Source organism: Xenorhabdus yunnanensis (genome assembly GCF_028598805.1).
Classification (GTDB): domain Bacteria; phylum Pseudomonadota; class Gammaproteobacteria; order Enterobacterales; family Enterobacteriaceae; genus Xenorhabdus; species Xenorhabdus yunnanensis.
This window is the reverse complement of record NZ_JAQRFI010000046.1, coordinates 1-17,493: the sequence shown is the minus strand read 5'-3', so window position 1 is coordinate 17,493 and position 17,493 is coordinate 1. Positions and strand designations below refer to the sequence as shown.

General features: G+C 51.8%; 1 protein-coding gene (only partly in view). It reads right to left on the bottom strand.

The features are described from left to right. Positions 1-17,493, bottom strand: part of the annotated coding region (locus tag PSI23_RS16275; RefSeq protein WP_273556075.1) for a non-ribosomal peptide synthase/polyketide synthase (this coding region is incomplete at its 5' end). 2,889 nt of the annotated region lie to the left of the window's left edge; 17,493 of its 20,382 annotated nt are in view.

Genomic DNA, 17,493 nt, shown 5'->3' with positions numbered 1-17,493 from the left:
CCACTCATCTTGTGTCGGATCGTGGGCGATATCTGCGGTGAACAGCGGCGCGCGGTTCAGATCGATGCAATGCTGGCGCGGATCAGTGTAAGCCCTTAGCTGGGCGGGGACATCATCCGCCGTGGTTGGGATAAACGTATTGATGCTCAGTGGAGCCTGACGCCAGACTACCTGAACCGACTGTGCCAGTTCTTGCCAGTAAGCAGCAGTGCGCAGAATATCATGACGATCAATGACTTGTTGCAGAGCAGCCAAGAACGTATTGAGATGCTCATAGGTATCGAAGGCGAGCAAACTTTGTAGCAGATAATTATCCCCCTGCGTCTGTAACAGGTGGTGGAACAAGATCCCTTCCTGCAACGGAGCGAGCGGATAGATATCCTGTACATTGGCGACACCTCCCGGAACTGTTGCGATAATGGCATCAATCTCAGTCTGGGACAGAGTAACCAAAGGCAGCATATCGGACGTGATGGTCGTGCAATCTTCGGGGATACAGTTGGATGGCACGACAAAAGTGCGGGCATCATGCTGGATGGCCTGAGCCATATCGACGAGGACAGGTGCAACAAACACGCTGCGTACGTCGAGCTGCCAACCCAGACCGCGTAGTCCTTCGATCAGACTGACAATCATCAGCGAATGGCCGCCGAGCTCGAAGAAGTGATCATGGCGACCGACGCGCTCCAGTCCCAATAGATTCTGCCAAATCTGGGCGAGAGCAATTTCCATTTCACCGATCGGGGATGCATACTCGCGTACCACGATGGCAGACAAATCGGGTGCAGGAAGCGCCTGACGGTCGAGTTTGCCATTGGGGGTCAGCGGGAAAGCGTCGAGCGTGACAAATGCGCTGGGCAGCATATATTCAGCGAGGTGCTGGCTGAGTTGCTGGCGCAGTTCAGCCGGAACCAATTCGATACCATCCAGTGGACGCACATAGGCAACCAGACGTTTTTGTCCTTCGGTGTTTTTATAAGAGGCTGAATGAGAAGCGTCTTCACGGGCCAGTACTATTTCTTGAGCCAAAATTTCTTGCGCTAAAACTACGGCTTCACGCACGCCGTGGCATTGCTCAAGTCTTGCCTCGATTTCACCCAGTTCAATCCGGAAACCACGTAATTTAACCTGAAAATCATTGCGGCCGAGATATTCAATATTGCCATCGGGCAGCCAGCGACCAAGATCGCCGGTCTTGTACATGCGGATATCCGAATCCGGGCAGAACGGATCAGCGAGGAAGCGCTCGGTAGTTAGTTCAGGGCGATTCAGATAGCCACGGGCAACACCGGCACCGACGATGTAGATTTCACCTGCCACACCAAGCGGCACTGGTTGACCGTAGGGATCAAGAATATAAACTCGCAGATCAGACAGAGGCTGACCAATCAAGCTACCCCGTCCTGAGTTGATATCGGATTCTGTCAGTTCGCGATAGGTAGCATGTACGGTAATTTCGGTGATGCCATACATGTTCACCAGACGGGTTTGCGAAGTAGGATTACGGGTAACCCACGGTATAAGCGTATGTAATTCCAACGCTTCGCCCCCAAAAATGATGCAGCGCAGAGAATGCGCAAGAGAATACGAAGTGTCATCTTGGGCAGAAATCAATTGACGGAAAGCGCTGGGGGTCTGATTCAGTATCGTGACCTGTTCACGACACAGCAGTGAATAGAACATCTGCGGTGAGCGGGCACAATCTGCTGAGATAACAACCAGCCGACCGCCGTAAGCCAAGGCTCCCCACAATTCCCATACCGAGAAATCGAAAGCAAAGGAGTGGAACAGTGTCCATACATCTTTGTCATTGAACTGGAAACGTGATTGCGTTGCTGCCAACAGGCGAATGACGTTGGCGTGCTCGACCATGACACCTTTCGGTTGTCCGGTCGATCCTGACGTGTAAATCACATAGGCCAGATGACGTGATGCCAGCCCCAGCGCCTGAGTGTCCGGATTATCGGTTGGTAGTGTCGTCAGGAACGAGGCTGGGCTATCAAGCTCATTATCCGGCAAGACCGTATCCAGCAAGACCGTATCCAACAAAACCGTAGGCAGGGCGCAATCAAGTTTTTCGCTCAGCGTTGTCTGGGTCAGTATGGCTACTGGAGTTGCATCTTCAAGCATGTACGCCAGTCGGTCGGCTGGATAGGCCGGATCAAGCGGCACGTAAGCACCGCCTGCTTTGAGAATGGCAAGCAATCCCACCACCATTTCCAGACTGCGTTCGACACAGATTGCCACCCGATCGTCAGGACGAACACCCAGCGCAATCAGATGATGAGCCAGCCGATTGGCATGGCGGTTTAGCTCCTTATAGCTGAGTGTTTTCTCGCCAAATACGACGGCGATAGCATCAGGATGCTGTGCTGCCTGAGCCTCAAATAGCTGGTGGATCAGACTATCCTGCGGGAAATCCTCTTGATGGGCATTGAAGCCCACCAGAAGTTGTTGCCGCTCTGATTCCGGCAGCATTGGCAGAGCAGCAATAATTTGTGTCTCATCAGTCACCATTGCTGTCAGTACATTTGTCAAATAACCGACCATACGCTCAATGGTTATGGCATCGAATAGATCAATGGCATAGGCCAGTTCACCCACCAGACCCGCCTCAGTTTCAGTCAATGACAAGGTTAAATCAAAGTGAGCGCTATGATGTTCCTGCTCAAGCGATGTGAGTTGCAGATCAGGTAATGATGACTCTTGTGGCGACGTAAACTCTTGTAGTGACATATTGTTCAAGGCCAGCATCACTTGGAAGATCGGGCTGTAACTCAGGCTGCGTCCGGGCTGGAGTGCTTCCACCACCTGCTCAAAAGGCAGATCTTGATGGGTGTAGGCCGCAAACGCTTGTTTCCGGACTTCTGCAAGCAAGTCAGCGATATTGGCAGAATCACTCAGCGTGATGCGCAAGGCCAGCGTATTGACGAAGAAACCGATCATTCCTTCAAGTTCGTGATGCGGACGATTGGCGACAGGCGTACCGATGACAATATCATCCTGACCACTGAGCCGGGCCAGCACGATACTCCAGGCGCTTAGCACAGTCATAAATAAGGTCGTGTTATGGCGCTGTCCAAGCCTTTTAAGCGCAGCCAATAAATCAACATCAAAGTGAACAGGAACCCGGCTGCCAACATAAGACTGTACTGCGGGGCGTGGCCGGTCGGTGGGAAGTGTCAGTAAAGCCGGTGCTCCTTCAAGCTGAGAACACCAAAAATCGCGTTGGGCGGTGAGGGCTTCTTGCAACCAATGACGCTGCCAGACAGCATAGTCGGCATACTGAATGGGCAATGGTGGTAAAGGATCGCTTTGACCCTCAAGGGCGGCACGGTAGAGCGCCTTCATCTCATGCATCAGCACACTGATAGACCAGCCATCAGAGATAATATGATGTTGAGTGAGCAGCAATACATGCTCCTCGTCCGCCAGTTGCAGCAAATAACCGCGGATCAGCGGGCCTTGGATAAAGTCAAAAGGCGTTTGTGCTTCGGCAGCAGTAAGTTCAGTGAGGCGGTTGTTTTGTGTTTCTGGCGTCAACGAACGCAGGTCTTGGTAAGACAGGGCAAAGCCTATGTCAGCCGGATCGATTTGCTGGCAAGGCTGGCCTGAAACCAGAACAAAGCGGGTACGCAAGATTTCTTGTCGGGCGACCAACTGGTCAAGTGCGCTGGTCATGGCATGGCGATTGAGTTGACCGGTCAGGCATAATGCGGTTGGAATGTGGTAGGCCAGACTGGCAGCCGGATCGAGCTGACCAAGGAACCACAGCCGTTGCTGAGCAAAGGACAACGGTAGTGGCTGGTTGCGGTCAGCCAATGGAATCGCGGCCTGAGTGGTGGTCGAAGCTTCCGTAAGCACTAGGGCCAGATCGCTCAGAAGCGGTTGATCAAAAAGTTGCTGTAACGGTAACTCTCGTGCCAATACCTGACGTACTCGTGCAGAAAATTGGACAGCAAGCAGAGAATGACCACCGAGTTCGAAGAAATGATCATGGCGACCGACGCGTTCCAGTCCTAACAAATCTTGCCAAATCTGAGCCAAAGCGATTTCTGTTTCGCCAATTGGGGCCTCATAGTGGCGGGTTATCACTGCCGACGAATCAGGCGCAGGAAGTGCCTGACGGTCAAGTTTACCGTTAGGCGTCAGCGGGAAAGCTTCCAGCGTCACAAAAGCACTGGGCAGCATATACTCAGCAAGATGTTGGGCGAGTTGCTGACGTAACTCAGCCGGAACCAATTCAATACCATCCTGCGGTAGTAAATAGGCAACCAGACGCTTCAGGTTTGGCTCATCTTCACGGGCCAAAACCACTGCCTCGCGCACACCGTCACATTGTGTGAGTCTTGCTTCTATTTCACCCAGTTCGATGCGGAAACCACGCAGTTTGACTTGAAAATCATTACGCGCAAGGTATTCAATATTGCCGTCCGGCAGCCAGCAGCCCAGATCGCCGGTTTTGTACATGCGGGCATCCGGCTCCGAAGAGAACGGATCCGCGAGGAAGCGCTCGGCGGTGAGTTCTGGACGATTCAGGTAACCACGGGCAACACCGGGGCCGGCAATATGAATTTCGCCAGCTACACCAAGGGGCACGGGCTGGCCTCGCTTATCCAGAATATAGATCTGGGTATTGGAGATTGGATGACCAATCGGGATTTTCCTTTCGCTGTTACCGTCCGTATTTTCCATCATGGGAATTTCATAGGCAGTAGCAAAAGTTGTTGTCTCCGTTGGCCCGTATACATGCAATAAGTGTGTTGGTGGATGTTCGGCTCTGAGGCGAATGGCAGGACGGGTATCCGTCTGTTCACCGCCGAAAAGAACATAACGCAAGCCAGACAATGATGGCGCAATCAAATTCGCATACTGGTTAAACAGTGCGGTGGTGAGGAATAGCGCACTGACACCTTCCGATGATAAACATTGACCAAAAGAGGTTGGTTGTAGCAGGGTCTTTTCTGGGATCAGCAGAACACGTGCCCCATGAACCAAGCCAGCCCATACTTCCCAAGTGGCGGCGTCAAACGAGACATTGGCGCAATGGGCAAGACAGTCATCAGGGCCAATCTCGGCGAAGTTATTATTGATGATCAGGCGAAGAACACTGCGATGCTCGACCATCACGCCTTTGGGCTGACCAGTCGATCCCGACGTGTAAATCACATAAGCCAGATCCCGCGATGACAGGCCTAGAGCCAGTGCATCTGGATTATCAAATGCTTGGTTATTAAATGATTGGTTATTAAATGATTGGCGGTCGGCTAATACATCGTCAAGCAAGACTGTCGGCACGGTTTTGGGTAGCTTATCGGCTTGTGCTGTCTGGGTCAGCAAGACAACGGGAGTGGAATCCGCCAGCATATACGCCAACCGCTCAGCCGGATAATTCGGATCGAGCGGTACATAAGCGCCGCCCGCTTTGAGAATGCCGAGCAAACCTATTATTAATGCCAGACTGCGTTCGGCACAGATAGCAACCCGATCATCCGGGCGTATGCCCAATGCAAGCAAATAATGAGCCAGACGGTTGGCGCGTTGGTTCAATTCGTCATAGCTCAGTGTTTGATCCTCGTAAATCACGGCAGTGGCATTAGGGCGTTGTAATACCTGCGCTTCAAATAATTGGTGAATCAATCCATTTTGTGGGAAATCCACCTGAGTGGTGTTGAAATTGACCAACAGTTGCTGCCGTTCTGCTGCCGGCAAGACCGGTATATCCAGAATCAATTGTTGCGGGTTATGAACCAAGGCATCAACCAAACCGTTAATGGCAGTAGCCAGATAGGTGGTTACCTGCGCTGGAACGATTTCATTGACGGTCAGGGCGGTCAGTTGGAAACCATCTCCTAAGTCATCTACTGATAAGGTGATGGGATAATTAGTGCGCTCCTCAGCCGTGACCAGCCGCATATCGGCCCAGATCGTTTCAGTGGCATCTCCCTTGCCAGCTTGGCTGTGGCGATAATTCAGCAAGGCACTGAACAGGGGTATGGGCTGAGCCACGCCGCTGCAACGTTGTGCCAGCGCCAGTGGTGCCTGTTCATGCTCCAGCAAGGTTGTCAGATTGAGATAGGTATCCTGCACGATTTCTTGCACAGTGCGCCCGCTCAGGGAAATGCGAATTGGCAGAGTGTTGATGAACATACCCAGTATGCGGTCAGCACCAGCACCGCCTTGCAATCGACCCAACAATACAGAGCCAAAAACTACATCGTCGCGGCCGCTGGTTTGTGCCAGCACTTGACCCCATGCCACATGGAACAGTACGCCCGGACTGACCCCCAGACGGCGAGCCTGAGTGCGGATAGCTTTTGCCAAATCAGGTGCGAGCAAAATCCTGTCTTTTGCAACGGACTTGCTATTATCTGACGATACTTTAGGAGATTTTTTAGGTGAATTTTTAGGTGGATTTTTAGGTATAGCAAGCACGCCAAACGGGGCCGTGGGTTCGTCGATATCGGCCAGTTGATCGCGGAAATACATTTCATGTATGGAAGCCGGTACACTCAGAACTTGGGCGATGAAATTGCGATAAGGCAGCATTGCGGGCAGTGCTGCCGCATTTCCCTGTAGTATCTGGGCAATCTCAGCGAAGATAAGATCTAATGTCATATGGTCGCTGACCAGATGGTGGAAACGCAGGGTCAGCAGCCACTCATTTTGTGCCGGATCGTGGGCAATATCAGCCGCGAACAACGGTGCACGAGTCAGGTCGAGGCGATGCTGGTCTGGATCAGTGTGAGCCTGTAGCTGTGCTGGGATATCATCCGTCGTGGCAGGGGAGAAAACACGGATATTCAGTGATGCCTTACGCCAAACCACTTGAACCGGTTGTACCAGATCTTGCCAGTAAGCAGCGGTACGCAAAATGTCATGGCGGTCGATAACCTGCTGTAAGGCTCCCAAAAAAGCATCGAGACGTTCACGAGCGTCAAAGGCAAGTATGATTTGTAATAAATAGGCATCACCTTGTGTCTGTAACAAATGATGGAACAGAATACCTTCCTGTAATGGTGTCAGTGGATAGATATCCTGCACATTACTTGCTCCGCCCGGAATATTATCGACGATGGCATCAATCTCAGTTTGGGACAGCGAAGCCAGCGGCAGCATATCGGGGGTAATGGCGGTGCAGTTATCAGGAATACGGTTAGGTGGCACCACAAAAGCATCGGTGTCATGCTGGAGAGCCTGAGCCATGTCGGCGAGGACAGGGGCGGCGAAGACACTGCGAACATCGAGTTGCCAGCCAATAGTGCGCAATTCCTCGATTAAACTGACAACCATCAACGAATGACCACCGAGTTCAAAAAAATGGTCGTGGCGACTGACTTGTTTCAATCCCAATAGTTTTTGCCAGATTTGAGCCAGAGTGGTTTCTGCTTCACCGATCGGGGATGCATGGCTGCGTATCGCTATCGCTGACGAATCCGGCGCAGGAAGCGCCCGATGGTCGAGTTTTCCATTCGGGGTCAGCGGGAAGGAGTCAAGCGTTACAAATGCACTAGGCAGCATATATTCGGCAAGATGCTGGGCAAGTTGCTGGCGCAGTTCGGCTGGCACCAGTTCAGCACCCGCCTGAGGCAGCAGATAGGCAATCAGACGTTTCTGATTTGTTTCATCTTCTTCAGGGGCTAAAACGACAGCTTCACGCACACCGTGGCACTGTCTGAGTCGGTTTTCGATCTCGCCAAGCTCAATACGGAAACCACGGAGCTTGATTTGGAAATCATTGCGACCAAGATACTCAATATTACCATCAGGGAGCCAGCGCCCCAGATCACCCGTTTTGTACATCCTTGCGTCTGGATTTGAAGAGAACGGATCAGCGAGAAAGCGTTCGGCGGTGAGTTCATGGCGGTTAAGGTAACCACGGGCGATACCGGCACCAGCAATATAGATCTCCCCAATGACACCAAGCGGAACCGGCTGAGTGTTGGCATCAAGAATATAGATTTGAGTATTGGCGATCGGGCGACCAATCGGCGGCGGATTATTTTCTTCTGAGCAGCCACATAAATAACGGTTACATAAATAACGGTTACATAAATAAAGAGTAGCGCAGACAGTAATTTCTGTCGGCCCATAGGCATTGATCATCTGCCGCCCTTGTGACCAGCGTTTGACTAAGCTCGGAGGACAGGCCTCTCCCCCCACAAGTAAGGTTTGCAATGTATCAGGCAGGGAATCCATGGCTGCCAGAGCCGTTGGTGACAACAGAACATGGCTGATGGCATGGTCTTCCAAGTAACTGGACAGTACCGCACCGGGCAGAAGGTCGGCACGTTTGGCCAGATAGAGACGCGCTCCCGCCATGAGAGCCATGCAACATTCCCAAATACAGGCATCGAAACTGATCGAGGCGAACTGCAAGAAGCGGCTATCTGGCGTGAGTGCCAGCGCATTTTTCTGAGTGGTGATCAAATTGCACAGACCACGGTGTTCGATCATAACCCCTTTCGGTTGACCAGTTGATCCTGAAGTGTAAATAACATAGGCCAGATGACGTGATGTTAGCCCCAGAGCCTGAGCATCCGGATTATCCGTTGGCTGTGTTGCCAAAAGCGGTGCTTGGCTATCAAGTGCATTATCAAAAGTATTATCAAGTAGAACCGTCGGCAAGGTACTGGAAAGCTTGTCGATCCACTCGGTTTGGGTCAGTAAAGTTACTGGTGCTGCGTCCTCAAGCATATATACCAGCCGTTCGGCCGGATAAACAGGATCGAGCGGCACATAAGCCCCACCGGCCTTGAGGATTGCCAGCAAGCCGACCACCATCTTCAGATTGCGTTCGACACAGATTGCTACCCGATCATCCGGACGCACACCCATTGCAATCAGATAATGGGCCAACTGATTGGCACGGCAGTTTAGTTCACCATAGCTCAGTGTTTGATCTTCGTAGACTAAGGCGGTGGCATTAGGGTGTTGCAATACCTGCGCTTCAAAAAGCTGGTGGATCAAGGCATCTTGCGGGAAATCTGCCTGAGTGGCATTGAAGTTCATCAGCACTTGTTGCCGTTCTGATTCCGGTAGCATTGGCAGAGTGGCAATGCGTTGTGTTTCATCTTCCGTCATTGCTGTCAGCACATTAGCTAAATAACCGGCCATGCGCTCAACGGTTGCGGCATCAAACAGATCGGCGGCATAGGCCAGATCACCCACCAGACCTGCCCCGGTTTCGGTCAGCGACAAGGTTAAATCAAAGTGAGCGCTGGGGTGCGTCTGTTCAACCGATATACACTGTATATCGGGTAACGCCAGTGCTTGAATTGGCGTGTTGTTCAAGGCCAGCATTACTTGGAAGATTGGGCTGTAGCTTAGATTGCGTTCGGGCTGTAGTGTTTCGACGACCTGTTCAAAGGGCAGATCCTGATGTGCATAGGCGGCAAGCGCCCGTTCCCGAATTTGGCTGAGCAGGTCAGTGACATTGGCGGAATTATTCAGTGTGATGCGCAAGGCCAGCGTATTGACGAAGAAACCGATTAATCCCTCCAGTTCATGATGCGGGCGATTGGCAACCGGCGTACCGATGACAACATCATCCTGCCCACTGAGTCGGGCCAGTACGATCCCCCAAGCACTCAGCACAGTCATAAACAAAGTAGTGTTGTGGCGCTGTCCAAGCTTTTTAAGGGATGCCAATAATCCCGCATCAAAATGAACAGGAACCCGGCCTCCGACAAAAGTTTGTGTCGCCGAGCGTGGCCGGTCGGTCGGGAGAGTCAGTAAGGCAGGAGCACCTTCAAGCTGAGTGTGCCAAAAATCACGTTGGGCAGTAAGGGCGGCTTCTTGCAGCCATTCACGCTGCCAGACAGCATAATCAGCGTATTGAATCGGCAGCGGTGGCAAGGGATCGTCCTGACCGTCGAGAATGGCACGGTAAAGGGCGCTCAGTTCATGCATCAATACACTGATAGACCAGCCATCAGAGATAATATGATGGTGGGTGAGGAACAATACATGCTCTTTGTCCGCCAGTTGCAGCACATGACCACGGATCAGCGGGCCTTGGGTAAAGTCAAAAGGTGTCTGTGATTCGGAAGCGGCAAGTTCAGCAATGCGGCTAGAGTGTGTTTCTGGCGCTAACGGGCGTAGATCTTGATAAGACAGAGTCAGGCTCATGTCCGCAGGATCGATTTGTTGGTAAGGTTGACCTGCGACCAGCACAAAGCGGGTGCGCAAAATTTCATGTCTGGCGATCAGATGGTTGAGTGCGCTGGCCAGGGCATGGCGATTGAGTTGACCGATAAGGCGCAATGCCCCCGGAATATGATAGGCCAGACTGGCTGCCTGATCGATCTGAGCAAGAAACCATAACCGTTGTTGAGCAAAGGACAAGGGTAGCAGTTGGTTCCGATTAGTGACAGGAATCACCCTTTGAGCCGTTGTCGAAGTACCAGTAAGCGTTTGAGCCAAATTGATCAAAACGGGCTGGTCAAAGAGTTGCTGTAGTGATAAGTCCCGTGCCAAGTCTTGACGTACATGTGCGACGAGCTGGACAGCAAGCAGTGAGTGACCACCTAATTCAAAGAAGTGATCGTGGCGACCGACTTGTTCCAGTCCCAGTAATTTTTGCCAAATCCGGGCTAAGGCGATTTCTATCTCACCCATTGGCGCTTCATAACCGCGAGCCACCACTGCCGACAAATCAGGAGCCGGAAGTGCCTGACGGTCAAGTTTGCCGTTAGGCGTCAGCGGGAAGGTATCGAGTGTTATGAAAACACTGGGCAGCATGTACTCGGCAAGGTGCCGGGCGAGTTGCTGGCGCAGTTCGGCTGGTGCCAGTTCAGCACCTGTCTGCGGCAGCAGATAGGCAATCAGGCGTTTTTGCTTTGTTTCATCTTCGTGAGCTAAAACGACAGCCTCGCGCACACCGTGACATTGTGTGAGTTTTGCCTCGATTTCGCCCAGTTCAATCCGAAAACCACGTAGTTTGATCTGAAAATCATTGCGACCAAGATATTCAATATTGCCATCGGGCAGCCAACGACCGAGGTCGCCGGTTTTGTACATGCGGGCATCCGGATTTGACGAGAACGGATCGGCGAGGAAACGTTCGGTAGTCAATTCAGGACGATTCAAATAACCACGGGCAACACCAGCACCAGCAATATAAATTTCGCCTGCCACACCGAGAGGAACAGGCTGACTGTGTGGGTCGAGGATATAAATCTGGGTATTGGCAATCGGGCGACCGATAGGAATGGAACGGGCAATATTGACAGAGGATGCGATCGCATAGGTTGCGGCAAACGTTGTGGTTTCCGTTGGGCCATAGCCGTTAATCAGATGCACTGGCTGGGATTCAGCCAATTGCACTTGCTGTATTTTCCTCGGATCGAGTGCATCACCACCAATAAGCAGATAACGCAACTGACCAAGCAGGGGTTTGAGCGCATCAAGGTATTCGTTGAACACACCAACGGTTAACCAAAGAGCGGTGACTTGTCCCTCGATCAGTGCATTGCAGAAATGCACCGGATCAAGCAGTACAGATTGTGAAACCACATGCAGACGTGCGCCATTAAGCAAGGCAGACCAGATTTCCCAAGTCGATGCGTCAAAAGCCATATTGGCACAATGGGCAATACAATCATTCGGGCCAATATCAGCAAAATCACTATTAATGATGAGACGAAGGACATTGCGGTGTTCGACCATCACGCCTTTGGGCTGTCCGGTAGACCCAGAGGTATAGATCACATAGGCTAAATTGCTTGATGTCAGGTTCAGTGCCTGTATATCTGGGTTGTGAGTCGGTTGTGCCGTAAGGAACGACTCCTGAACATCAAGCGATGCTATATCAAGCAGTACCATAGGTATCACAGATGTAAGGCTGCCCAGCTTGTTGGCTTGTGCTGTTTGAGTCAGCAGAGCCACTGGCTCTGAATCCTCCAGCATATACATCATCCGTTCCGTCGGATAGGTTGGATTCAGAGGCACGTAAGCGCCGCCAGCTTTGAGGATGGCAAGCAAGCCAACCACCAGCTCCAGACTGCGTTCGACGCATATTGCTACCCGATCATCCGGGCGCACGCCCAGCGCAATCAAATGATGAGCCAGACGATTGGCACGGCGGTTGAGTTCTCCATAGCTCAGTGACTGAGCTTCAAATACTGACCGATCTTCAAATACCACGGCAATGGCATCGGGATGCTGTTCCACTTGGGCTTCGAACAATTGGTGAATCAACCCATTCTGTGGGAAATCCACCTGAGTGGCATTAAAGTCCACCAATAATTGTTGCCGTTCTGCGGCTGGCAGAATCGATACATCTTGAATCAACCGTTTGGGATCGTGGGTCAGAACATCAACCAAGCCCCTGATGGCGGTCGCCAGATAGGTGGTTATACGTGCCGGATCGATGCTCGTTACAGTCTGAGCGGTTAGACGGAAACCGATTCCCATATCATCTACCGATAAGGTGACCGGATAGTTAGTCCGTTCCTCAATAGCGAGGATACGCATATCCAGCTGAGGGATTTCAATGACATTGGCTTCGTCACCTTCTTTGATTTGACTGTGGCGATAATTGAGTAAGGCACTGAACAGCGGCACTGACTGCGCCACGCCGCTGCAACGTTGTGCCAGCGCCAATGGGGCCTGCTCGTGTTCCAGTAGTGCTGTTAAACTGTGATAGGTGGCTTGCACCACTTCCTGCACACTACGATTGGCTAAGGAAACCCGAACGGGCAGGGTATTAATAAACATCCCCAATGTTTGGGAAACGCCTGCACCTCCCTGAAGTCGTCCCAACAGCACAGAGCCAAAGACTATATTTCCGTGACTACTGATATTTCCGTGACTACTGATATTTCCATGACTACTGATGTTGTCGTGATCAATCGTTTTATCGTGATCAATCGTTTGTGCCAGCACTTGCGCCCAAGCGACATGGAACAGTACTCCCGGGCTGACTCCCAGACGACGGGCTTGCGTACGGATAGTTTCCGCCAGAGCAAGGTCGAGTGAGAGATGGGCTTCAACGACGGGATCATTATCACCCTGCATTGCGAGTACCCCGAACGGGGCCGTCGGTGTATCAATATCAGCCAGTTGAGCACGGAAATACGCTTCGTGTTCAGCGGTCGGCACGCTCAGAGTCTGGGCAATAAAGTTGCGATAAGGCAATGTTGCGGGCAGTGAATCAGCATATCCCTGTTGTATTTGGGCGATTTCGGCAAAAATCAGCTCCAGTGTCATATGGTCACTGACCAGATGATGGAAACGCAGGGACAGCAGCCATTCATCCTGTGCCGGATCATGAGCGATGTCAGCCGCGAACAGCGGGGCACGGCTTAAATCGAGACGATACCGACGCGGATTGGTGTGCTCCTGTAGTTGAGATGGAACATCATCCGTTGTCTCAGGGACGAAGATATTGACACACAGCGGAGCCTGACGCCAAACCACCTGTACCGGTCGCACCAATCCTTGCCAGCAGGCAGCGGTACGCAGAATATCGTGGCGATCGATGACTTGCTGGAGCGCGGCCAGGAAAGTATCAAGACGCTCACGAGTTTTGAAGGCCAGCAGGCTCTGTAACAGATAAGTATCACCGTGAGCCTGTCGCAAATGATGGAACAGGATACCTTCCTGTAGCGGTGCCAATGGATAAATATCCTGCACATTGCCTGTTCCGCCGGGAGTTGCCTTGACGATGGCATCAATCTCAGCCTGAGACAGCGAGATTAGCGGCAGCATATCAGGTGTAATGACCGTGCAGTCTGTAGGAATGCGGTTGGGTGGCACGATAAAGGTGTCTATCTCGCCTTTAATGGCCTGCGCCATTTCAGTCAGGACTGGTGCAGAGAACACACTGCGGACATCAAGCTGCCAACCAAGGCTGTATAGCCGTTCGATCAGGCTGACAATCATCAGTGAATGACCGCCCAGTTCAAAGAAATGGTCATGACGGCCGACTTGTTCCAATCCCAGTAAATCCTGCCAGATCTGCGCCAGCGTGGCTTCCACCTCTCCGCGTGGAGCTTCATAACCACGGATTATTATAGAGAATACATCAGGAGCGGGGAGTGCTTGACGATCAAGCTTACCGTTGGAGGTCAGCGGGAAAGTGTCAAGTGTTACAAAGGCACTGGGCAGCATGTATTCAGCGAGATGTTGGGCAAGTTGCTGGCGCAGTTCTGCGGGAACTAACTCAATGCCATTTTGAGGTCGTAGATAGGCAACCAGCCGTTTCTGGTTTTTTTCATCTTCGCGGGCAATAACTACCGCTTCTTGCACCCCGTGGCATTGCATCAATTGAGTTTCAATTTCACCGAGTTCAATGCGGAAACCGCGTATTTTGACCTGAAAGTCATTGCGGCCAAGGTATTCGATATTGCCATTTGGCAGCCAGCGGCCAAGGTCACCAGTTTTGTACATTCGGGCATCCGGCTCTGAGGAGAACGGATCGGTCAGGAAACGTTCTTTCGTCAGTTCAGGGCGATTCAGATAACCGCGAGCCACACCCGCACCGGCAATATGTATTTCTCCAATCACACCCAGTGGTACAGGTTGACTATATGCGTCCAGAATATAAATCCGGGTATTGGCGATCGGGCGGCCGACATGGTTTTCAAACCCTGTTGAGCGGTTCATTCGGGTCCAGGTCGAATAAGTCGTCGTCTCGGAAGGGCCATACAGATTGCACACATTCTCTACAGTAGAGTAAGCAAATAACTGTTCAACAATGTGTGATTTCAGTGCTTCACCGGCTAAATTGACGGTTCGGATGCCCATAGGCACGGCATTGGCTTCAATCAGATGTGCGATGGCTGATGGCACGGTGTTAATCAGGCTGACCGATTTTGTGTTGGTTGGACTTGTATTGATCAGTGACAGGACATCAGTAACAAGGTGAACCGTACCACCAGAGAGCAGAGGGGCAAAACATTCATATACCGCTAAATCAAAATTCAGCGAAGTTGCAAACAGAGTATTCGCCAGCTCATCAGCACTGAAAGTTCGTTGCGCCCAAGTGAGAAAATTCACCGTATTACGGTGAGCAATTGCCACACCTTTAGGCAGACCAGTAGAGCCGGAAGTATAGATTACATAAGCCAGATGGTGTGATGTCAGCCCCAGAGTCTGAGCATCTGGATTGTGAGTCGGCAGTTCTGCCATGAACGGCTCTTGGGCGTCGAGTATCAGTGTGGGGACAGGGCTGGTCAGCTTATCGATCAGTGTTGTCTGAGTCAGTATCACGACTGGCGCCGAGTCTCCAAGCATATACATCAGCCGTTCGGTTGGGTAGGTCGGGTCGAACGATACATAAGCCCCGCCCGCCTTAAGGATGCCGAGTAAACCCACCATCATTTCCAGACGGCGTTCAACACAAATTGCTACCCGATCATCAGGACGTACATCCAGTGCAATCAGGTGATGGGCCAGACGGTTGGCACGCTGATTTAATTCGTCATAACTGAGCTTCTGGTCTCCGCAGACAACCGCCGTAGCAGTGGGGTTATGTTTTACTTGTTCTTCAAACAGTTGGTGGATCAGGGCATCCTGTGGGAAGTCTGCTTGGGTGGCGTTGAAATCCACTAATAATAATTGCCGCTCTGAAGCTGACAATATTGGCAAACTTGTAATAGATTGACTTGCAATAGATTGACTTGCATCGGCTGCCATTGCCGTCAGTACCCGCTGCAAATAACCGAGCATACGTTCAACGGTTGCGGCATCAAATAAATCGGAGGCATATTCCAGCCCACCGACCAGCCCCGTGTCGGTTTCAGTCAACAACAGCATTAAATCGAAGTGAGCACTATGATTTATCAGTTCATGATTTATCAGTTCATGATTCATCAGTTCAATTCGGGATATTTGCAAACTGGACGGTATTTGGTCTTGAACCGGTGTGTTATCCAAGGCCAGCATCACCTGAAAGATGGGGCTATGGCTTAAGCTGCGTTCAGGCTGTAATGCTTCCACCACCTGCTCGAAAGGCAGATCCTGATGCGCATAGGCGGCGAGCGCCTGTTCCCGAACCTGTGCAAGCAGATCTGCCACACTGAGATCAGCGTTGAATCTGACACGCAAAGCCAGCGTATTGACAAAGAAACCAATCAATCCCTCAAGCTCACGGTTCGGGCGATTGGCGACCGGCGTGCCGATGACGATATCATCCTGACCACTGAGTCGGGCGAGAACAATACTCCAGGCAGTCAGCACGGTCATGAATAAGGTCGTGTTATGCTGTTGTCCAAGCGCTTTAAGTGCTGTTAATACAGAGGCATCAAGATGAAAAGGTATCTGGCTGCCAACATAAGTCTGTACTGCCGGGCGTGGTCGATCGGTAGGAAGTGACAATAAAGTGGGCGCATTTTCAAGTTGTGTGAACCAAAATTCTCGTTGTGCTGTAAAGATTTCACCCTGTAACCATTCACGTTGCCAGATAGCGTAATCGGCGTATTGAATAGGCAGGGGTGGCAAAGGATCATCATGGTTGTTGAGAATCGCATAATAGAGAATGTTTAATTCACGCACCAACACACTAATAGACCAGCCGTCAGTAATAATGTGATGCAGGGTGAGCAATAACACATGCTCTTCATCTGCTAGTTGCAGCAGTTGACCGCGAATCAGCGAGCCCTGAGCAAAATGGAAAGGAATTTGAGCTGCAAGATTGGCAAGTTCGGCAATACGGTTACTATGTAAAGTCTGATCGAGCTGGCGCAGATCGTGGCAGGACAAGGCAAAACCGATATCAGCAGGGTCAATATGCTGGCAGGGTTGCCCTTCAATCGAGACAAAACGCGTACGCAGGCTTTCATGGCGAGCCACCAGACGATCAAGTGCGGTAGTTAAAGCGTGGTGGTTAAGTTGACCGGTCAGACGCAAAGCTACTGGAATATGATAGGCCTGACTGGCGGCCGGATCGAGCTGACCGAGGAACCACAAACGCTGTTGGGCAAAGGACAGTGGCAATGGCCGGCGGCGGTCCGCCGTGGGAATGCGCGTCTGAGTGGTGATCGCCGCGTCAGTCAGTGTCTGGGCCAGCGTCATCAGAACGGGCTGGGCAAAGAGCGTCTGTAACGGCAACTCTTTTGCCAGTGCCTGACGTATGCGTGCAGCAAGCTGGATGGCAAGCAGGGAATGCCCGCCGAGCTCAAAGAAATGGTCATGGCGGCCAACCTGCGCCACGCCCAGCAAATCTTGCCAAATCTGAGCCAGAACGGTTTCTGTTTCCCCCAGTGGCGCGGCATAGTGGCGAGTCACCACCGTCGATGAATCCGGAGCAGGCAGTGCCTGACGGTCCAGTTTACCGTTAGGGGTTAACGGGAACGTTTCTAACGTCACAAAAGCACTGGGCAACATATAGTCGGCAAGATGCCGGGCGAGTTGCTGGCGCAGTTCAGCAGGGACTAATTCAACGTCCGCCAGTGGTCGCAGATAAGCGACTAACTGCTGTTGTCCTCCCGTATTTTCACGGGCAATCACCACCCCTTCGCGCACGCCGGGGCACTGCATCAGTTGTGC